Origin of the sequence: Bradyrhizobium sp. (genome assembly GCF_035273305.1) — a bacterium.
In the GTDB taxonomy this organism is placed as follows: Bacteria; Pseudomonadota; Alphaproteobacteria; order Rhizobiales; family Xanthobacteraceae; genus Bradyrhizobium.
Genome location: NZ_DATEPI010000081.1, coordinates 1 through 16,367, shown reverse-complemented (window position 1 = coordinate 16,367; position 16,367 = coordinate 1). Strand labels below are relative to the sequence as shown.

The 16,367-nt window shown below is 60.2% G+C and carries 17 protein-coding genes; 12 read left to right on the top strand and 5 right to left on the bottom strand.

Annotated features, from left to right (window positions below):
• Both VJV58_RS05225 and rocF read left to right on the top strand, forming a co-directional pair.
• Nucleotides 1-219, top strand: a 219-nt coding sequence (locus VJV58_RS05225) for a hypothetical protein (RefSeq protein WP_324136277.1), incomplete at its 5' end; no start/stop codon positions are given.
• 149 nt (nt 220-368) lie between these two features.
• Entirely contained in the window at nt 369-1,343 is a 975-nt protein-coding gene (gene rocF, locus VJV58_RS05220) for an arginase (protein ID WP_324136276.1), read from the top strand.
• A gap of 97 nt (nt 1,344-1,440) precedes the next feature.
• On the opposite strand, the gene VJV58_RS05215 is transcribed toward rocF, so the two are convergent.
• Complete coding sequence (locus VJV58_RS05215) at nt 1,441-1,818, bottom strand: PRC-barrel domain-containing protein (protein ID WP_324136275.1); 378 nt, start codon at nt 1,816-1,818, stop codon at nt 1,441-1,443.
• 197 nt (nt 1,819-2,015) lie between these two features.
• On the opposite strand from VJV58_RS05215, the gene VJV58_RS05210 reads away from it, so the two are divergent.
• Complete coding sequence (locus VJV58_RS05210) at nt 2,016-2,300, top strand: hypothetical protein (RefSeq protein ID WP_324136274.1); 285 nt, start codon at nt 2,016-2,018, stop codon at nt 2,298-2,300.
• Between the two features lie 53 nt (nt 2,301-2,353).
• Here the strand turns inward: VJV58_RS05210 and VJV58_RS05205 are convergent, their stop codons facing one another.
• Entirely contained in the window at nt 2,354-2,539 is a 186-nt protein-coding gene (locus tag VJV58_RS05205; RefSeq protein ID WP_324136273.1) for a hypothetical protein, read from the bottom strand.
• A 324-nt stretch (nt 2,540-2,863) separates the two neighbouring features.
• Here VJV58_RS05205 and VJV58_RS05200 point away from each other — a divergent pair, with 324 nt between their 5' ends.
• Complete coding sequence (locus VJV58_RS05200; protein WP_324136272.1) at nt 2,864-4,378, top strand: glucan biosynthesis protein G; 1,515 nt, start codon at nt 2,864-2,866, stop codon at nt 4,376-4,378.
• A complete protein-coding gene (mdoH, locus tag VJV58_RS05195) occupies nt 4,366-6,528 on the top strand; it encodes a glucans biosynthesis glucosyltransferase MdoH (RefSeq protein WP_324136271.1) in 2,163 nt (720 codons plus the stop codon). The genes VJV58_RS05200 and mdoH overlap by 13 nt, the downstream gene beginning before the upstream one ends.
• Before the next feature lie 41 nt (nt 6,529-6,569).
• Here the strand turns inward: mdoH and VJV58_RS05190 are convergent, their stop codons facing one another.
• Nucleotides 6,570-7,784, bottom strand: a complete 1,215-nt coding sequence (locus tag VJV58_RS05190) for a mandelate racemase/muconate lactonizing enzyme family protein (RefSeq protein ID WP_324136270.1) — start codon at nt 7,782-7,784, stop codon at nt 6,570-6,572.
• A gap of 102 nt (nt 7,785-7,886) precedes the next feature.
• Nucleotides 7,887-8,774, bottom strand: coding sequence for a TauD/TfdA family dioxygenase (locus VJV58_RS05185; RefSeq protein WP_324136269.1), 888 nt, complete (start codon nt 8,772-8,774; stop codon nt 7,887-7,889).
• A gap of 249 nt (nt 8,775-9,023) precedes the next feature.
• Between VJV58_RS05185 and VJV58_RS05180 the strand changes: the two genes are divergently transcribed.
• From VJV58_RS05180 to VJV58_RS05165, 4 genes are all read left to right on the top strand, one after another.
• A complete protein-coding gene (locus tag VJV58_RS05180) occupies nt 9,024-10,133 on the top strand; it encodes an MBL fold metallo-hydrolase (protein ID WP_324136278.1) in 1,110 nt (369 codons plus the stop codon).
• 106 nt (nt 10,134-10,239) lie between these two features.
• Nucleotides 10,240-10,752, top strand: a complete 513-nt coding sequence (locus VJV58_RS05175) for an SCO family protein (protein WP_324136268.1) — start codon at nt 10,240-10,242, stop codon at nt 10,750-10,752.
• Between the two features lie 270 nt (nt 10,753-11,022).
• A complete protein-coding gene (locus VJV58_RS05170; RefSeq protein ID WP_324136267.1) occupies nt 11,023-11,496 on the top strand; it encodes a tripartite tricarboxylate transporter TctB family protein in 474 nt (157 codons plus the stop codon).
• Nucleotides 11,497-11,558: 62 nt separating this feature from the next.
• Nucleotides 11,559-13,052 carry a tripartite tricarboxylate transporter permease gene (locus tag VJV58_RS05165; protein ID WP_414641412.1) on the top strand — a complete coding sequence of 498 codons (1,494 nt, stop codon included), beginning with the start codon at nt 11,559-11,561 and terminating at the stop codon, nt 13,050-13,052.
• 21 nt (nt 13,053-13,073) lie between these two features.
• On the opposite strand, the gene VJV58_RS05160 is transcribed toward VJV58_RS05165, so the two are convergent.
• Nucleotides 13,074-14,363: a divalent metal cation transporter gene (locus VJV58_RS05160; protein ID WP_324136265.1), complete on the bottom strand. Its 1,290-nt coding sequence runs from the start codon at nt 14,361-14,363 to the stop codon at nt 13,074-13,076.
• Nucleotides 14,364-14,865: 502 nt separating this feature from the next.
• Here VJV58_RS05160 and VJV58_RS05155 point away from each other — a divergent pair.
• The 3 genes from VJV58_RS05155 to VJV58_RS05145 all read left to right on the top strand — a co-directional run.
• A complete protein-coding gene (locus tag VJV58_RS05155; RefSeq protein ID WP_324136264.1) occupies nt 14,866-15,210 on the top strand; it encodes a DNA-directed RNA polymerase subunit N in 345 nt (114 codons plus the stop codon).
• 391 nt (nt 15,211-15,601) lie between these two features.
• Nucleotides 15,602-15,850: a hypothetical protein gene (locus tag VJV58_RS05150; protein WP_324136263.1), complete on the top strand. Its 249-nt coding sequence runs from the start codon at nt 15,602-15,604 to the stop codon at nt 15,848-15,850.
• A partial coding sequence (locus tag VJV58_RS05145; RefSeq protein ID WP_324136262.1) for a phage terminase large subunit occupies nt 15,822-16,367 on the top strand: 546 nt, incomplete at its 3' end. The genes VJV58_RS05150 and VJV58_RS05145, both read left to right, overlap by 29 nt.

Genomic DNA, 16,367 nt, shown 5'->3' with positions numbered 1-16,367 from the left:
GATCGTTCCGAGCGCCATCGATATGTCAGCCCGCGCGCCACGCCGTCGCGGTCAATCGGCTATAGACGTATCGCGAGCGCGCGACAAATGCGGGCATGCGATCCGCGAGTGGATGCAGCGTCGAAGTTTAATGAAGATCGGAGCGCCGCGTTCTATGGGCGCGCTGGGGAGAGCAATGAGACCGTCACCTTTGGCTATCCGCGCGAGCGCTTGTTTTGAACAGCGGGTTTAGAAAAACCTTTGGCTATCCGCGACAGGCGCCGTATTGAACGGCGGGTGACGGCCCGCCAGTGAAACGTGCCCCGCTGCATTCGGTTCCCCCAAAACGGGCTCCTCGGCACATCAGTTACGTTTCCGGAGTTTCGCGCGTGAGTGAGAGTTTCCAGGCAGACCTGCGGCGGATCGCGGTACTCGGCGTTCCCGTGGAAATTGGCGCGTCGCAACGTGGAACCATCATGGGACCCGCGGCGCTGCGAACGGCTGGTCTGTTGAATCTGCTCGGCACTCTCGGTTTCGACGTAACAGACCATGGCGATCTTTCGATCAGCAATATGCGCGATCTTGCCGATGCGCCGCCTGAAAACGCGCGGCACTATCGCGAGATCCAGCGCTGGACGCGCGCCTTGACCAAGCAAGCCTACGAACTGGCGCGATCCGGTGCGGTCCCGATTTTTCTGGGCGGCGATCATACGCTGTCGATGGGGTCGGTGAACGGTCTTGCCCGCCATTGGCGTGAGGTCGGCCGCGAGCTCTTCGTGATCTGGTTCGATGCGCATGCGGACTACAACACCCCCGCGACCACGCTCACCGGCAACATGCACGGCATGTCGGCCGCTTTCCTTTGCGGCGAGCCGGGTCTCGAGGGTCTATTGGGAGGAGAGCCGCGCGCGTCCATCGATCCCGATCGGTTCGAACTGTTCGGCGTGCGGTCGATGGACCAACCGGAAAAGGATTTGCTGCGCGCGCGCCGCATCAGCCTCGCGGATATGCGTGAGATCGACGAGTTCGGGGTCGGCGTCCTGATCCGCCGCGTGATCGACAAGGTGAAGGCGCAAAATGGCGTGCTGCATGTCAGTTTCGACCTCGATTTTCTCGATCCGCAAGTCGCGCCCGGCGTCGGCACCACCGTTCCGGGCGGCGCAACTTATCGCGAGGCGCATCTGGCCATGGAGATGCTGCATGATTCTCGCCTGGTGCGATCGGCCGATATCGTCGAGCTGAACCCGTTCCTCGATGAGCGGGGCCGGACAGCACGTACCGGCGTCGAACTGATCGGGAGTCTGTTCGGCCAGCAGATCACCGATCGACCCACGCCGAGCAATGCCATCGAGCCGGGTGAATGAGACCCGCAATCCACAATATGGTTGCGTAAAAGAAGGCCCGCTGTGCGGCGGGCCTTTGAAGTGCATCCGAAAGCTCGGATGCGGATGCTAACGACAATTACGGCATCGGAACGCCATAGTAGTCGTTCACGGCGCGAGTTCGCGCCGGGTCGTTCCAATTCCAGGCATTGTCGTTGCTGTATTTCGGCGCGCCCTTGAGCTGCGTTTCGGTGATTCCCGTGCGATAGCCGCCGAGGTTGGTATCATATTTGAGCGACTGCCAGGGCAGCGGATAGTGATCGTTACCGATCCCAAGGAATCCGCCAAAGCTCAGGACGGCGTAGGACACCCTGCCGCTGACCTTATCGATCATCACTCGTTCAATCGATCCGATCTTGGCGTCATTCGCACCATATACGGCGGTGCCTTCCACCTTGTCGCTGCCGATCAGCGAACTGGTCTCTCTTGCTTCGGTTTCTCGTGCTTGCATGGCCATTGTTATTTCTCCCGTGCTGGAGAACGGGCAACAGGCCGCGCGCCAAATCGTTCCTGCTCGTGAATGCGAAGAGTCTGCTGGAACATCCACAGTTCCGTTTGCGGTCATTCAAGGCTCGGTGATGGAACGACATGTCGCCAGGAACCCGGGCGCGACCGAAGATTTGTCTTGTGGAAGGAGCAGACCTGGAGGTCGCGATGCAGCAGCATGGTTCAGCCAACTCTTTGAAGGCGATGATGGCTCGTCCTTTGGCAATAGCGATCACGGTGGCAATCGCTGGGGTGCTCGGAATGGTGGTTGTCGACCATGGGCCGTGGACCCGCCCTCAGGTTCAGACCGCTGATATCGCCAACTACAAAACGACAGGGGAGGCCGCCCGCGCCGTCGGCGCCACGGTTACGCCAACCGAGCCGAAGCGCGCCATCGAGCCGGTTGTGCCGGGACCAAAGCCGGCGGACCCGCCAGCCCCGGTCACGCAGTAGGTCAGTTGCGCGGCTACGTGCATTTTTTCAGAGCGGAAACAGCTCGGCTGACCTCAGCGTATGCTGACGAAGGTAGCCCACACCGCGGCGAGCCCCGCGCCCACCAGAACGTAGAAGGGATTATCGCAAAACGCGCCGCCGTATCGACAGACGGCGGCGCTGTAGCTGCCGAGTTCGTGTTGGCCGGCCGCATAAAACACGCCGGACAAGACGACTAGCACCGCGGCTACGAAGTACATCCGGCACCCCTTCAGAACGGACTGACCTCAGGCGCGATGCGCAGCCGAGGCAATTAGCCGCAACGATCGCAACAACCTGCGAACTCAGCCCTCTGATGCCCAGCCCGCGCTGAATTCGTGAGCCTTGTTGGCGCGCCATTTTCCGACAAGTTCATGAAGAAATCGCAAATTCCTCTTGCGAGCGTCCTGGGTCGGTCTGGCTTCTTCGCGAACTAGCGGCGAACTCTTCGCCGCATCAAAGGCCAGCTGCGCCTGTTCCGTAGAGAGGAACCTGCGGACCCCATGCGAGTTGCCAACCGTCGTTCCCTGCACGCTGGAGGCACCTTGAATCGTCGGCATTTTTTGCAGGCTGCAGCTTCCTTGCCGCTGGTCTCATCCGGCGCGTCCGGGGTGATTTCGGCCGCGCGAGCGGAGGCGACGCCGTTCGACCGATCGATTGTTCGCCAGCTCGCCCGCGATGCCGCCAGCAAACCATACAAGGCGCCCGACACCAAGCTGCCCGATAACTTCAAGAACCTCGATTACGATCATTATCGGCAGATACGTTTCCTGCCTGAGCACGCGCTGTGGCGAGACGAGAAGCTGCCATTTCAGGTGCAGTTCTTCCACCGCGGTTTCTTTTACGCGCCGCGCGTCGACATCTACGAAGTCGCGAACGGTCAAGCGACAAGGATTCCGTATCGTCCCGAAGATTTTTCGTTTGGCAGCAACACACCGCCGCCTCCCAACACCGATTTGGGCTTCGCCGGGTTTCGAATTCACGCCCCGATCAACCGCCCCGACTATTATGACGAAGTTTGCGTGTTCCTCGGCGCCAGCTACTTCCGCGCGGTCGCCAAGGGAGAGATCTACGGATTGTCGGCGCGGGGACTCGCGATCAATACCGGCGAAACCAAAGGCGAAGAATTCCCGCTGTTCAAGACGTTCTGGATCGAGAAACCGGCCCCGAATGCCAATTCGATCGTGGTGCACGCCTTGCTCGACAGCGAGAGCACGACGGCCGCCTATCGTTTCACAATACGGCCGGGCGAGACCACGGTGTTTGATGTTGAAATGGCGATCTATCCGCGCGTCGCTCTCGATCATGCCGGGCTGGCGCCAATGACCAGCATGTTCTTCTTCGGACCGAACGACCGCGTCGGCGTAGATGACTTCCGTCCCTCGGTGCACGATTCAGACGGGATCGCGATCTATAACGGTCGCGGCGAGGAACTATGGCGCCCGCTGAACAACCCGCGTGATCTGCAGATCAGCACGTTCGCCGATCTCAATCCCCGTGGCTTCGGCCTGATGCAGCGGGAAAAAAGATTCATCGAGTATGAAGACCTTGAATCGAGTTTCGAGAAGCGGCCCAGCCTGTGGATCGAGCCGATCGGAGACTGGGGCGAGGGATCGGTCCAGCTGGTTGAAATTCCGACCAAGGAAGAAATCCACGACAATATTGCCGCGTTTTGGCGGCCCAAGGATCCGTTGCAGGCAAAGGGTGAGCACACTTTCACTTACCGACTGCATTGGGGTCCCGATACGCCCAAGTCTTCCGCGCTGGCCCGGTTCTCAAGAACGGCCGTCGGCGCAAAAGGTGACGACAACAGGATTTTCGTGCTCGACCTGGTCGGCGACCGCCTCAAATCGGTCGATCCCAACAGCATACGAGGCAATGTCAGCGCGGAGAAAATCGAAATCAAGAACATCGTCACCCAACCAAATCCGGCGATCGGCGGCTGGCGTCTGAACTTCGAGGTGTCTGTCAAGGAAAAGGCGCCAATCGAACTACGCGCGTCGCTGATGCAAGGCAAGGACGCCATATCGGAGGTGTGGGTTTATCGATGGACACCCTGACGCAACAGTCCGACTCGCAGGGTCGCGCGCGCGAGCAATTCCTTCCGCCGGAAGCGCCGCTGCCGATGTCGACGCAGCAATTGAGGAGCTTCGAGGCAGGCAAGCGCGAGACCAATGGCGCGCTGGCTTCGATGCGGTTTCGACGCGCCTGCATCTTTGCGGGCACGGGTGCGCTGACCGCGGGCGGCTGCTATGAAATGTACGAAGTGCTCCAGGTTGGCGGCGTTACGTTTCTCGAATGGATGGTGCTGGCTCTGTTCGTGCCGCTCTTCGCGTGGGTGGCGTTCTCGTTCATGTCCGCGCTGGCCGGATTTGCGGTGCTGCTGTTTCGAGTCCGGGATGCTCTCGGTATCAATCCCGATGCGCCGCTATCGGAAATAGCCAGCCGAAACGCCATGTTGTTGCCGACGTACAACGAAGATCCCTGCCGCATCATGGCCCGCCTGCGGGCGATGCACGAATCCGTCGACCAATCCGGATACGGCTCCCGGTTTGACTGGTATGTGCTGAGCGACACCACCAATCCGGCGATCTGGGTCGCGGAAGAGCAATGCTTCCTGCGGCTTCGCCGCGAGCTTGGGGCAGACAATATTTTCTACCGGCACCGGCCGCAAAACGTCGCGCGAAAATCCGGTAATATTGAAGACTGGGTCAAACGCTTCGGCGCCGGCTATGACCACATGATCGTACTGGACGCGGACAGCCTGATGACCGGCGATACGCTCGTCCGGCTCGTTGGGGCAATGGAGAGCCATCCGGGTGTGGCGCTGATCCAGACGCTGCCGATCGTGGTCAACGCACGAACCGTCTTTGCCAGGCTGCAGCAGTTTTCAGGCCGGTTGTACGGACCGCTGATTGCCGAGGGAATCGCGTGGTGGCATGGCCCGGAAGGAAACTATTGGGGGCACAACGCCATCATCCGCGTTCGCGCATTTGCGCAAGATGCGGGATTGCCCGACCTGCGGGGCCGCAAACCGTTCGGCGGGCACATTCTGAGCCATGACTTCGTCGAAGCGGCATTGATGCGCCGCGGAGGCTGGGCGATCAGAATGGCGCCGCGTCTCGGCGGCAGCTTCGAGGAGTGCCCGCCGTCGCTTCTGGATTTTGCCGCCCGCGATCGACGTTGGTGCCAGGGCAACCTTCAACATCTGGCGGTGCTGCCGGCGCGAGGCCTCAATTGGGTGTCGCGCCTTCATCTGTTGACCGGCATCGGGACCTATCTCACCGCGCCGCTGTGGCTGTTGTTTCTGGTGCTGGGGATCTTGATCTCGCTGCAGGCGCAATTCGTCCGGCCGGAATATTTCCCGAAAGGATTTTCACTGTTTCCGAAATGGCCGGCTCAGGACCCCATTCTGGCGGCCTGGGTTTTTGTCGGCACCATGGGATTATTGGTGGTGCCGAAACTTCTCGCCTGCATTGTGCTTGCGACGCAAACGCCAATCCGGAAAAAATTCGGTGGAGCGCTGCTGGTGTTCGTGGGCCTGGTGATCGAGACATTGCTGTCGGGCCTGATCGCGCCGGTGATGATGATATTTCAATCCACGGCCGTGGGCGAAATCCTGCTGGGCCGCGACGCCGGCTGGCAAGTTCAACGCCGCGACGACGGGCAACTTCCGAGCGGGGAATTGATCCGGAAATACGCGCTGCCGACGGTGTTCGGTGTCGTCATGGCGGCAAGCGCCTATGCAGTGTCGTTGCCGCTGTTGCTCTGGATGACGCCGGTCGTTGTCGGGCTGGTCCTTTCGATTCCAATCGCCATGCTGTCGTCACGGCTATCCCGCCCGAACTCAAGATTGTTCCGTACCCCTGAGGAGAGCGCGCCGCCACAGGTGCTGGTGCGCGCCAATGAATTGGCAGGGGCTGCCGACGAACTCATTGCGGCGCCGCCGTTGCAGGCCCTGAGAGATGATCGCCAATTGCTTGACAAGCATCTGGCGAATTTGCCGGCGGATCAACGCCGCAACCGCGGGCAGGTCGATCCGCATTTGGCGATCGCACGGGCGAAAATCGAGGACGCGCAAACTTTCGAGGAGGCGGTCAGCTATCTAACGCCGCGTGAGACATTCGCCGTTCTCAACTCGCCGAATTTGCTCAAGCTGGTGAACGCCATGCCGCGCGCGCTGGAGCACCAACATTCCCCGGAACGATAGTGGCGGGTCTTACTGAACTGGCTTGCAATACCCCCCGGCAGCTATGGTGTACGGCCGTAGTTCAGCAGGCCACCGGAGCGCTTCGGCGGACGGGCGCGCACCACCTCTTCATTGGGCTCCGTGCCCCAGCCCGGCCGGTCCGGCATGACGAGATAACCATCCTCGAATTGAGGCGCATGGGTGAACACTTCGTCGTCCCAGCTAAGCCGGTCGATGTCGGTCTCCATGATCCGCAGATTCGGCACCGCCGCGGAGAAGTGGGCGTTCATCATGGTGCAGAGGTGCCCATAGAAATTATGCGGTGCGACATTGACCTCGTGCGCTTCGGCGGTGGCCGCAATTTTCATCGATTGCCACACGCCGTTCCATGGCGTGTCGATGATCGCGACGTCCATTGCCTGCTCCCGGAAATAAGGCAGGAATTCGCGCAACCCCAACAGGGTCTCGCATGACGAAATAGGGTGGGCGCTCTGACGTCGGATGTAACCGAGTGCTTCCGGATTGAAGCTGTCAATTTCGATCCAGAACATGTCGAGATCGGCAATGGCGCGCAGGATCTTCAGGTAACCTTCCGTCTTCGCATTGAAGTTGAGGTCGAGCAGGATGTCGATGTCGGGTCCAGCGCCTTCGCGAATGGCCTCCAGATGCATGCGCAAGTCGCGCAGCACCTTGCGATCGACGTTGATCTCCGGCTCGAACGGCGCGCCGAAGCCGGGACGCCAGCCCCTTGGCTTGCCTTGTTGATAGCTGAAGATATTGGTCTTCAGCGCGGTGAATTTCTTTTCGCGCACCTCGCGGCCGATCGCCTTGACGCCGTCGAGATCAGTAATGGGCGGCTTGTACCAATCGGGATGATTGATACGCCAGGTCGCGCAATGCGACCAGTAAACACGAATTCGGTCGCGGATTTTGCCGCCGAGCAACTCATAGCACGGCACTCCCAGGGACTTTGCCTTGACATCGAGCAGAGCGTTTTCGATTGCGCCGAGCGCCTGCGCGGTCACGCCGCCGGCCGACGGGCGGGTCGCCGAAAACAGCTCCGCATAGATCCGCTCATGCGCGAATGCATTCTGACCGATAACCCGAGTTGACAGGTGCTGTATCGCCGCGCCGACGCCGGGCGAGCCGAAGCCCTCATCGAACTCGCTCCACCCGACGACACCGTCTTCGGTGCTGATCTTGACGAAGTGATAATTTCGCCAGCCGGCATCGCAGGCGAGCAGTTCAAGGCTTCGTATCTTCGCGCTATCGATCATGTCATCTTCCTGTTGCGGGTGCCGGGCGACCAAGGACACGCGTTGTCATCGCCGCGCATCGTGAAAGCTGTCGGGATGTGATTTGAAGGAGCAGGGCCGCCGCTATTCGGCCGCCTGCGATGATGGTGGACGCATGGTGGCAAGCCCGTCAGCGGCGGTGGCGGAGATGGTCGTGCGCACCATTAGCCGCGGCTCGTGCGCCGGCCATGGCCGTCCGCGATGCATCGTGGCGCGGTTGTCCCACATCACGACATCGCCGCGGCGCCATTGGTGCAAATAACTCGTGCCCGGAGCGGTTGCGAACTCCATCAGCTCGTCGATCAGCTTCTTCCCATCAGCCGCTTGCATGCCTTCGACCGCATACGCATGCGACGCAAGATAGATCGCGCCACGGCCGTTGACAGGATTTTTCCATACCATGCGCCAGCACTGCGGCGGCAAGGCCGACCGCTCCTCGGGGCTGGCGAGGTCGGGCGCGATCTGGCCGCGCGAATGCGCGTAATCGTGCCAGGCGAAAGAGCGCTCTATTTTACTCCGCACGGCCGGATCGAGCCGCTCAAAGGCGAGCCGGGTGGAGACGTACTCGGTTTCGCCGCCGCGAGCGGGGATAATGCGCGCGGACAGGATCGACGTCAGCGCCGGCACGCTTTTGAAGGACGAGTCGGTGTGCCAAAGCTGGTTAGCCTTGCTGCGAAGCGACAGCCGGTGATCCGGCGGGACTACCTTTCCGTCGGGGCCGATGGTGCTGAGGATTACAAAATGCGAACCGGTGCCCTGCGAGCCGACCTTCGTCACTTCCGGCGGGCCGAACCGCCGTGAAAATGCAAGCTGGATTTCATCGGTCACCTCCTGGTCCCGGAAAACCAGCACCGAATATTCCTCGAACGCGGCGCGCACGGCGGAATAGACCTCATCATCCCCGGCGACATCGGCAAGCGTCACGCCGCGCAACTCGGCGCCGAAGCCCGGCCCGGACGGAACGATGTCCATCGGCAATCCTCCTTTTATTTTTATGGACTGAGGTTAGGGCAAATTGCCGGGTGCGGCAACGATGGGTCGCACTTCCGGCAAGGGTAGCGTCAGCAAGTGTAGGCCGGATGAGCAAAAGCGAGATGCTATCAGCCCAGCCACAACGTCCATTTTGATTGACAGGACCAATAATCGGCATTGTAGTTCCGGATTGAAGTTTGTTCGCGATTGCAACTCGCCGAACTCTTTGCCTCCAGCCAGCGGAGAAACATCATGCCCGATCTCAATCGACGCGATGCTTTGAAAAGGTCCGCGAGTTTTGCGATGGCTGCTGCAGCCGGAGGATTTTCCTGCATTGAGTTGGCCAAGGCGGCGCCGATCGAGGTGCCGACTATCGACAAGCTCAGCGTCCGCGTACTCGTGGATAGCGCGAGCGATATCTTCTTCAAGCCGCAGGAAGTGAACGGAGTAAAAACCGAACCTGGCCGTCCATCGAATGCAACCCGCCCACTTCACAGTGAATGGGGGCTGTCGTTGCTGCTGGAGCCGCAACGCGGCACCGAGAAGCGTACGTTTTTACTGGACTTCGGATGGACCCCGGAGACCATCAACGGAAATATGGATCAATTGAAGGTGGAGCCGTCAAAGATCGACACGCTTATCATGAGCCACGGTCATTTCGACCACTGGGGCGGATTGCTCGGATTTCTGGAGAGGCATCGCAAGGACCTGCCTGCAGACATGACGATGTATGCCGGGGGCGAGGACAATTTCTGTCAGCGTTACGTCCGCGCCGGGCAGACCGAATTGAGCGATTTCGGAATGCTCGATCGCCGCGACCTTGCAAAGCAGAACGTCAAGGTGGTGCTATGCGAGTCTCCGGTCGTCATCGGCGGCCAGGCGTTCACGACCGGCAAGATCAAGCGTAGCAGCATCGAAAAGGTGCTTCCAAACACGCTGGTGGAGTTCAAACTCAAGGACGGTGCCGGATGCAATGCCAGCCATTACCTGCCTGCGGAGATGGAAGGCAAGATCGTGCCGGATGAGCATATTCATGAGCACGCTACGTGTTTCAATTTGAAGGACAAGGGTCTCATTGTGATTAGTTCCTGCGGTCACGTCGGTATCGTGAACTCGGTCCGACAGGCGATGGAGGTATCCGGCGTGCAAAAGGTCCATGCGATCATGGGCGGCTTCCATCTGGGGCCGGCGCAGGCGGACTATCTCACCCAGGTGGTCGGCGAGATCGCAAAATTGAATCCGGACGTGGTGATTCCCATGCATTGCAGCGGTCTCAATTTCACCCAGGAGGCGCAACGGCAAATGCCGGGCAGGGTTCTGACCACCACGACCGGCACGCGCATCAGCTTCGGTGTTTGATCGAGCTCTCGCCATTACCGCAGGAAGGATATGCGCGCTGCTCGTGATCGCGTCCTTGTCCGGCTGCGCTCCAATCGCGGCGGCAGAACGGGAATCGGCCGCCCAGATGATGGACGATTTGATGTACGGCCACGGCTCAGTGGGCGGGCCGTTCACGCTTACGGATCAGAATGGGACGCGGCGAAGCGACACCGAATTCCGCGGCAGACTGATGATCGTGTATTTCGGATATACTTCATGTCCGGACGTGTGCCCTACCGACCTGATGGCTATCACGCAAGCGCTGGACCGTCTCGGTTCGGCCGCCGATGGCGTGCAGCCCATTTTCATCACTATCGATCCGGAGCGGGACGGCAGTGTGCTGGCCGACTACGTCTCGGCGTTTCACCACAACCTGATCGGCCTTACCGGATCGCCGGAGGAAGTTCAGAAAGTCGCCGATGCCTACAAAGCATTCTACGCGAAAGTGCCGGATGAACGCGGCGGCTATTCCATCGACCATAGCGGCGTGATTTACCTGATGGGACGCAACGGCGAGTATCTCGGCTTCATGCCGCCGCAAACCAGTTCCGACAGGCTCGCTGATGTTTTGCGCAAGAACCTGGCCCATGATGAATAGATCTCGAATTGGGCGTTCGTAGCAGAGCATTAACAACGCGAGGTGCGAACGCGACGAAGCAATCCAGCTCTTGTTTGGCGCGTCGACTTCGTGGATGGCTTCGCTCCGCTCGCAATGAGGGCGCAGCGACATGCGCGGTCCAGCGTGAGAATGACCTTCGCGGGAACATTTTTGTTCATTGAACGCTGAGGCCCATCACGCAAGGGCAGTATCGACAGCGGTCTTCTCGACAGCTAGGGTCCGCCGCAAAACACGCCAGGGAGGATCCCGTTGCGGCCAAAATTCGCAGTGAAGCGCGATTACTACGCCGGCGGGCTGATGCTTTTGCTCGGGGTGGGAGCCGCTGTTACCGGAACCGGCTACAAATTCGGCAGCCTCGCCCGGATGGGCCCGGGGTTCATGCCCGTGGTACTCGGCGTCGTCCTGGCGTTGATCGGCCTGCTGATTGCCGGCACGGCGCTGGCTTCTTCCGAGCGCGACGACAGCAAGTTCTTGCCCGACCACCCGCAATGGTTCGGCTGGCTCTGCATCATCGGCGGCCCGATCCTGTTTATCATCCTCGGGGAATACGGCGGCATGATTCCGGCCGTGTTTGCCTGCGTGTTTGTTTGCGCGCTCGGCGACAAGACCGCGACCTATAAATCTTCCGCCATTCTCGCCGCCGGAGTGACCGTATTCGGGGTGCTGCTGTTTCATTACATGCTGAGCATCCCGTTCCCGTTGTTGCGCGGATTCTACCTGTGATCTCGACCGCAATCACCGATCTCTGGTACGGCTTCGGCGTCGCGCTCGAGCCGCACAATCTGATGTATTGCTTTCTCGGCGTGCTGGTCGGCAATCTCGTCGGCGTGCTGCCGGGAATGGGGCCGGTGGCGACGATATCAATTCTGTTGCCGTTGACCTTCGGCATGCAGCCGGTGCCCGCGATCCTCATGCTATCCGGTGTCTATTACGGCGCTCAATATGGCGGCGCGATCTGCTCGATTCTTTTGAATTTGCCCTGCCATCCGCCGCACGCGGTGACGTGCCTCGATGGATTTCCGCTCACCAAGCAAGGCAAGGGCGGCACCGCGCTCGGCATCACCATCGTTGCCGCCTTCATCGGCGCTTCCTTTGGCATCACCGAGATGATTTTCCTGGCGCCATTTCTCGTCAAGGTGGCGCTTGAATTCGGGCCGGCCGAAGTATGCTCGCTGATGCTGGTGGGCTTGCTTGCGGGCTCGACGCTGGCAAAGGGATCGCCGCTCAAGGGCATCGCGATGACGGTGCTCGGCCTGTTGGTCGGTATCGTCGGTTCGGACATCGAGACCGGCCAACCGCGTTTCACGTTCGGCATCACCGAACTTTTCGACGGCGTCGAGATCATCGCGCTGGCGCTCGGCATGTTCGGCATCGCCGAGTTCATGAACAGCATCAACAATACCGAAACGGTCGACATGCGATATGCCAAAGTCGGCATTTCCGACATGTTTCCATCAAGGGCGGATCTCAAGCTGGCGTTCTGGCCGATGATCCGCGGTACCGTTCTTGGCAGTCTTTGCGCGCTTATCCCAGGTACGGGCCCGACCATTGCATCGTTCGTCTCGTATGCGACCGAGAAAAAGATATCGAAAACGCCGGAGCGTTTCGGTCATGGCGCGATCGAGGGTGTCGCATGCCCCGAAGCTTCGACGCACTCCTCGGTGCAGGGCGATTTCATCCCCACGATGAGCCTGGGCATTCCCGGCGACACGGTGATGGCGCTGCTGCTCGGCGCACTGATCATTCACGGCATCGTTCCCGGCCCGCAGCTCATCAGCCAACATGCCGATATTTTTTGGGGACTGATCGCCAGCTTCTGGATCGGCAACATCCTTCTGGTCATTCTCAACGTGCCGATGATCGGCCTGTGGGTGAAGCTTTTGAGCATTCCCTACCGCTACCTTTATCCGAGCGCGATGTTCTTTGTCTGCATCGGCGTCTATGCGGCCAACAACGACATGTTCCAGGTTGGCGAGACGCTCTTCATCGGCATTATCGGTTACATCCTGCTGCGCCTCGATTTTCATCCCGCGCCGATCCTGCTCGGCTTCGTGCTCGGACCGCGTTTCGAGGAGAACTTCCGGCGTAGCCTGCTGATCTCCCGAGGCGATCTGACGACGTTCATCGATCGCCCGATCAGTGCGTTTTTCCTGCTGATATGCGTGGTCCTGATCGTCGCCCAGATCTACGTCTGGCTGCGCAAGCCGAAGATTGTCGCCGAGGAGCAGGCGATCCAGGCCCAGGTGCCGACGACCACATATTCAGAGCTTGCGGGCTAGCATGGGCCCTTGGCCAAGCGGCTATCCGTTGGCGAATGACCAGAACATTGCGATGACGGCTACCGCCATCAGTGCGGTGCCGACCCAACCCAGGATGGTCAGCCGTCGACTGGCCTTGAACCGGCCCATCAGCTTGGCATTGGTGACGATCACCATCATCATCGCCATGATCGGGACCGCGACAATGCCATTGAGAACCGCGCTCCAAACCAACATGTGGATGGCGTCTATTCCGGTGAAGCCAAGTCCGAAGCCGATCACGGTCGCGGCCGCGAGGATCGAGTAGAACCCGGCCGCGTCCGGCGCCTTTGCTTCCAGGCTTGCCTCCCATCCGAAAGCTTCGGCCACGCCATAGGCGGCGGCGCCGGCCAGCACCGGGATTGCGAGCAGCCCGGTGCCGATGATGCCGAGCGCAAACAGCAGGAACGTAAAATCCCCAGCCAGCGGCCGCAGCGCCTCCGCCGCTTGCGTGGCGGAATTGATATTGGTGACACCGTGCGCGTTCAACACAGCGGCAGTGGTCAGGATGATGGAAAAGGCGATCACGTTGGAAAACATCATTCCGACGGTGGTGTCAAGCTTGATCCGGTCGATCTCGCTGACGCCGCCTCTGCTGAGCTCGCGAAGGGGCCGATGTGACTTGCCCTGATGCATCTCCTCGACTTCCTGCGAGGCCTGCCAGAAAAACAGGTACGGGCTTATCGTGGTCCCGAGCACCGCCACCACCATAAGGAAGTAATCGCTGTTGATGGTGGGCGTGGGCCAGATCGCCGCGAGCAACGCGGTGCTCCAGGGAATTTTTACAGTCAGCGCGGTCGCCACATAGGCAAACAGGCTCAGCGTGAGAAATTTGAGCACCGGCGCATATCGACGGTAGGGCACGAACACCTGTAGCAATGTCGATGCCGAGGCGAAGATTAAAGCGTGTTCGTGGTTCAGTCCGCCGATCACGAGCGAGAGCGATTCTCCCATCGCGGCGATATCGGCGGCGATGTTGATGGTGTTTGCAATCACCAGAAGAAAAATCAGCCCCAGTACCAGCCAGCGCGGCGCCAGCTCAACGACATTTGCGGCGAGGCCTTTGCCGGTCACTCTGCCGATGCGCGCACTCACCAACTGGATCGCGATCATGAACGGCGTCGTCAGAAATACCGTCCAGAGCAAGCCATACCCGAATTGTGCCCCGGCCTGCGAGTAGGTCGCAATGCCCGAGGGATCGTCATCGGCCGCGCCAGTGACGAGCCCCGGCCCGAGCAACCGCAGCAGCATGTTGCGGGGTTTCTTGGGTTCTGAGCCAATCGCCTCGGTCATGAAAATCTTCGATGGCTTCGGATCAATCGACTCATTCGACAGCGGTAGGAAAACATTTTGCTTAATTCATTCGGCAGATGGAAATTCGGCCTGAACTCAACACCGGCAGTGGCCGCAAGTTCCCCGGCATTGACGCCCGCCGTTCGATAGAACCTGCGCAAAGTAAGCCTGCTCGCGGGCGAATAGGCTGGCGCTTTGCGAAGCGGTCGTTGTGGGGCAGGTTGCGAGGAGAGCGTTCTCGAACAGCACTTAGAGTGCCGCAAAAACATTTGACGCGTCGGGCAAATCACGGCCATAAGGCCACCGTCCGAGAGTTCAAAGCGCCCGCGCCGGGAAATCGGCCGCGGGCTTTTCATTTCCGTTTGTCCTTGCTGCTTCCTTTCTGCATCGGGTTTGCAGTTTTGGATCTTGTGGCCAAACCGAAGTTGATGCCGCCCGCCATCTTTCTGCCGCCGCATTTTCGGAGTGTCGTCCCGCTGGGGGCGGACGCATAGGGATAGCGATGAAGAAGTTGCTTGTGGTGGCGGTGATCGCGGCGTCAATTTTTGCGGTCGAAGCAAGGGCGCAGGAACGCGCCGGAAGCGCTGCCTTGGGCGCGGTCTCGGGAGCCGTGGTGCTCGGACCGGTGGGCGCCGTGGCTGGCGCCTTGATCGGATATACCGCCGGACCCGCGATCGCGCATTCCTGGGGCGTAAGGCATTCCCCATCGCGCTCGCGCATCCACCGCGCAAGACAGGCCAATGCCGCAACTCACGACGAAGCTGCAGCCGCCGCCTCGCCGCTGCCAATCGCGAGACCTGCCGAAGCCGGCGGCAACAAGGCGCCGCCGGTGCAGGGATTTGAGTAAAAGTTTGCGACGCTCGCTTTGAGCATTTGACACGTCGGGCAAATCACCGGCATATCGTCATCATCGCAAAACAGTTGAAGCCCGCGCCGGGAAATCGGTCGCGGGCTTTTTGAATCGGACGGCGGCCGTGTTCGGGACGCAACAATCTCTCCTGTGAGCGTAGTGCCGCGAGGCGTCTGCAGGCGAGCCGCCGTCCGAGTTGTCGAAATTTTGCCGGTGCGCGCGAATGCGCCGGCTCGCGGCGTGGGCCAGCTCCACGCACGCACGCGGCCTCCGTTAGGGAGATAGGGTTCGCGCCTGAAATGGTCGCGTTGACGATCATGCCGCATATTTTTAAGACTGCTTCAAGCAAATACGAGGGATGGCCGGGACGAGTCGGCCACGGGTGACAATGGCCAAGACGCTCTTTGAAATCCGTTCAATGGCCCGCAGCCATACCAGGACCGCGCTGAACGTGCTGGTCGCCGTCATGCGCAACACCAAGGCGACGCCGCCGGCGCGGATCGCCGCCGCCAACGCGATACTGGATCGCGGCTGGGGCAAGGCTACGCAGCCAATCGAGAACGGCGATGATGGCGCTCTCGAACTGATCCATAGAATCGAGCGCGTCATTGTCCATCCTGAAAATTCCGACAGCTAGAATTTTCGAACCGCTGCTTAAGCCCGCCCGCTACAAGGGCGTTTATGGAGGCCGCGGTTCGGGGAAATCGCATTTCTTCGGCGAGCTGATCGTCGAGACCTGTCAAGCCGAGCGCGGCACATCGGCGGTGTGCATTCGCGAAGCGCAGCGCACGCTGGCGCAGTCTTCCAAGCGCCTTATCGAAGGCAAGATCGCCAGCCTTGGCCTCGGTCATCAGTTCAAATTGTATAGCGATAAAATCGAGACGCCCGGCGGAGGGATTATTATTTTCCGAGGCATGCAAGATCACACCGCGGAATCGATCAAGTCACTGGAGGGCTTTCGCATTGCGTGGATCGACGAGGCCCAAAACCTGAGCGCGCGCAGTCTTTCGCTGCTGCGCCCCACAATTCGAAGCGAACGCTCGGAGTTGTGGGCGAGTTGGAATCCCAGGCGCAAGTCCGACCCCATCGACGATTTTTTCCGCAGCAAGAATCCGCAAGGCGCGATCACGGTCAACGCCAACTGGCGCGACAAA

What these genes read in the sequence shown, in the direction of transcription:
- VJV58_RS05215 (WP_324136275.1), bottom strand. Translation starts at nt 1,818, where the DNA reads ATGGCCATGCAAGCACGAGAAACCGAAGCAAGAGAGACCAGTTCGCTG.
- VJV58_RS05210 (WP_324136274.1), top strand. Translation starts at nt 2,016, where the DNA reads ATGCAGCAGCATGGTTCAGCCAACTCTTTGAAGGCGATGATGGCTCGT.
- VJV58_RS05205 (WP_324136273.1), bottom strand. Translation starts at nt 2,539, where the DNA reads ATGTACTTCGTAGCCGCGGTGCTAGTCGTCTTGTCCGGCGTGTTTTAT.
- mdoH (WP_324136271.1), top strand. Translation starts at nt 4,366, where the DNA reads ATGGACACCCTGACGCAACAGTCCGACTCGCAGGGTCGCGCGCGCGAG.
- VJV58_RS05190 (WP_324136270.1), bottom strand. Translation starts at nt 7,784, where the DNA reads ATGATCGATAGCGCGAAGATACGAAGCCTTGAACTGCTCGCCTGCGAT.
- VJV58_RS05185 (WP_324136269.1), bottom strand. Translation starts at nt 8,774, where the DNA reads ATGGACATCGTTCCGTCCGGGCCGGGCTTCGGCGCCGAGTTGCGCGGC.
- VJV58_RS05175 (WP_324136268.1), top strand. Translation starts at nt 10,240, where the DNA reads ATGATGGACGATTTGATGTACGGCCACGGCTCAGTGGGCGGGCCGTTC.
- VJV58_RS05165 (WP_414641412.1), top strand. Translation starts at nt 11,559, where the DNA reads ATGTATTGCTTTCTCGGCGTGCTGGTCGGCAATCTCGTCGGCGTGCTG.
- VJV58_RS05160 (WP_324136265.1), bottom strand. Translation starts at nt 14,363, where the DNA reads ATGACCGAGGCGATTGGCTCAGAACCCAAGAAACCCCGCAACATGCTG.
- VJV58_RS05155 (WP_324136264.1), top strand. Translation starts at nt 14,866, where the DNA reads ATGAAGAAGTTGCTTGTGGTGGCGGTGATCGCGGCGTCAATTTTTGCG.
- VJV58_RS05150 (WP_324136263.1), top strand. Translation starts at nt 15,602, where the DNA reads ATGGCCAAGACGCTCTTTGAAATCCGTTCAATGGCCCGCAGCCATACC.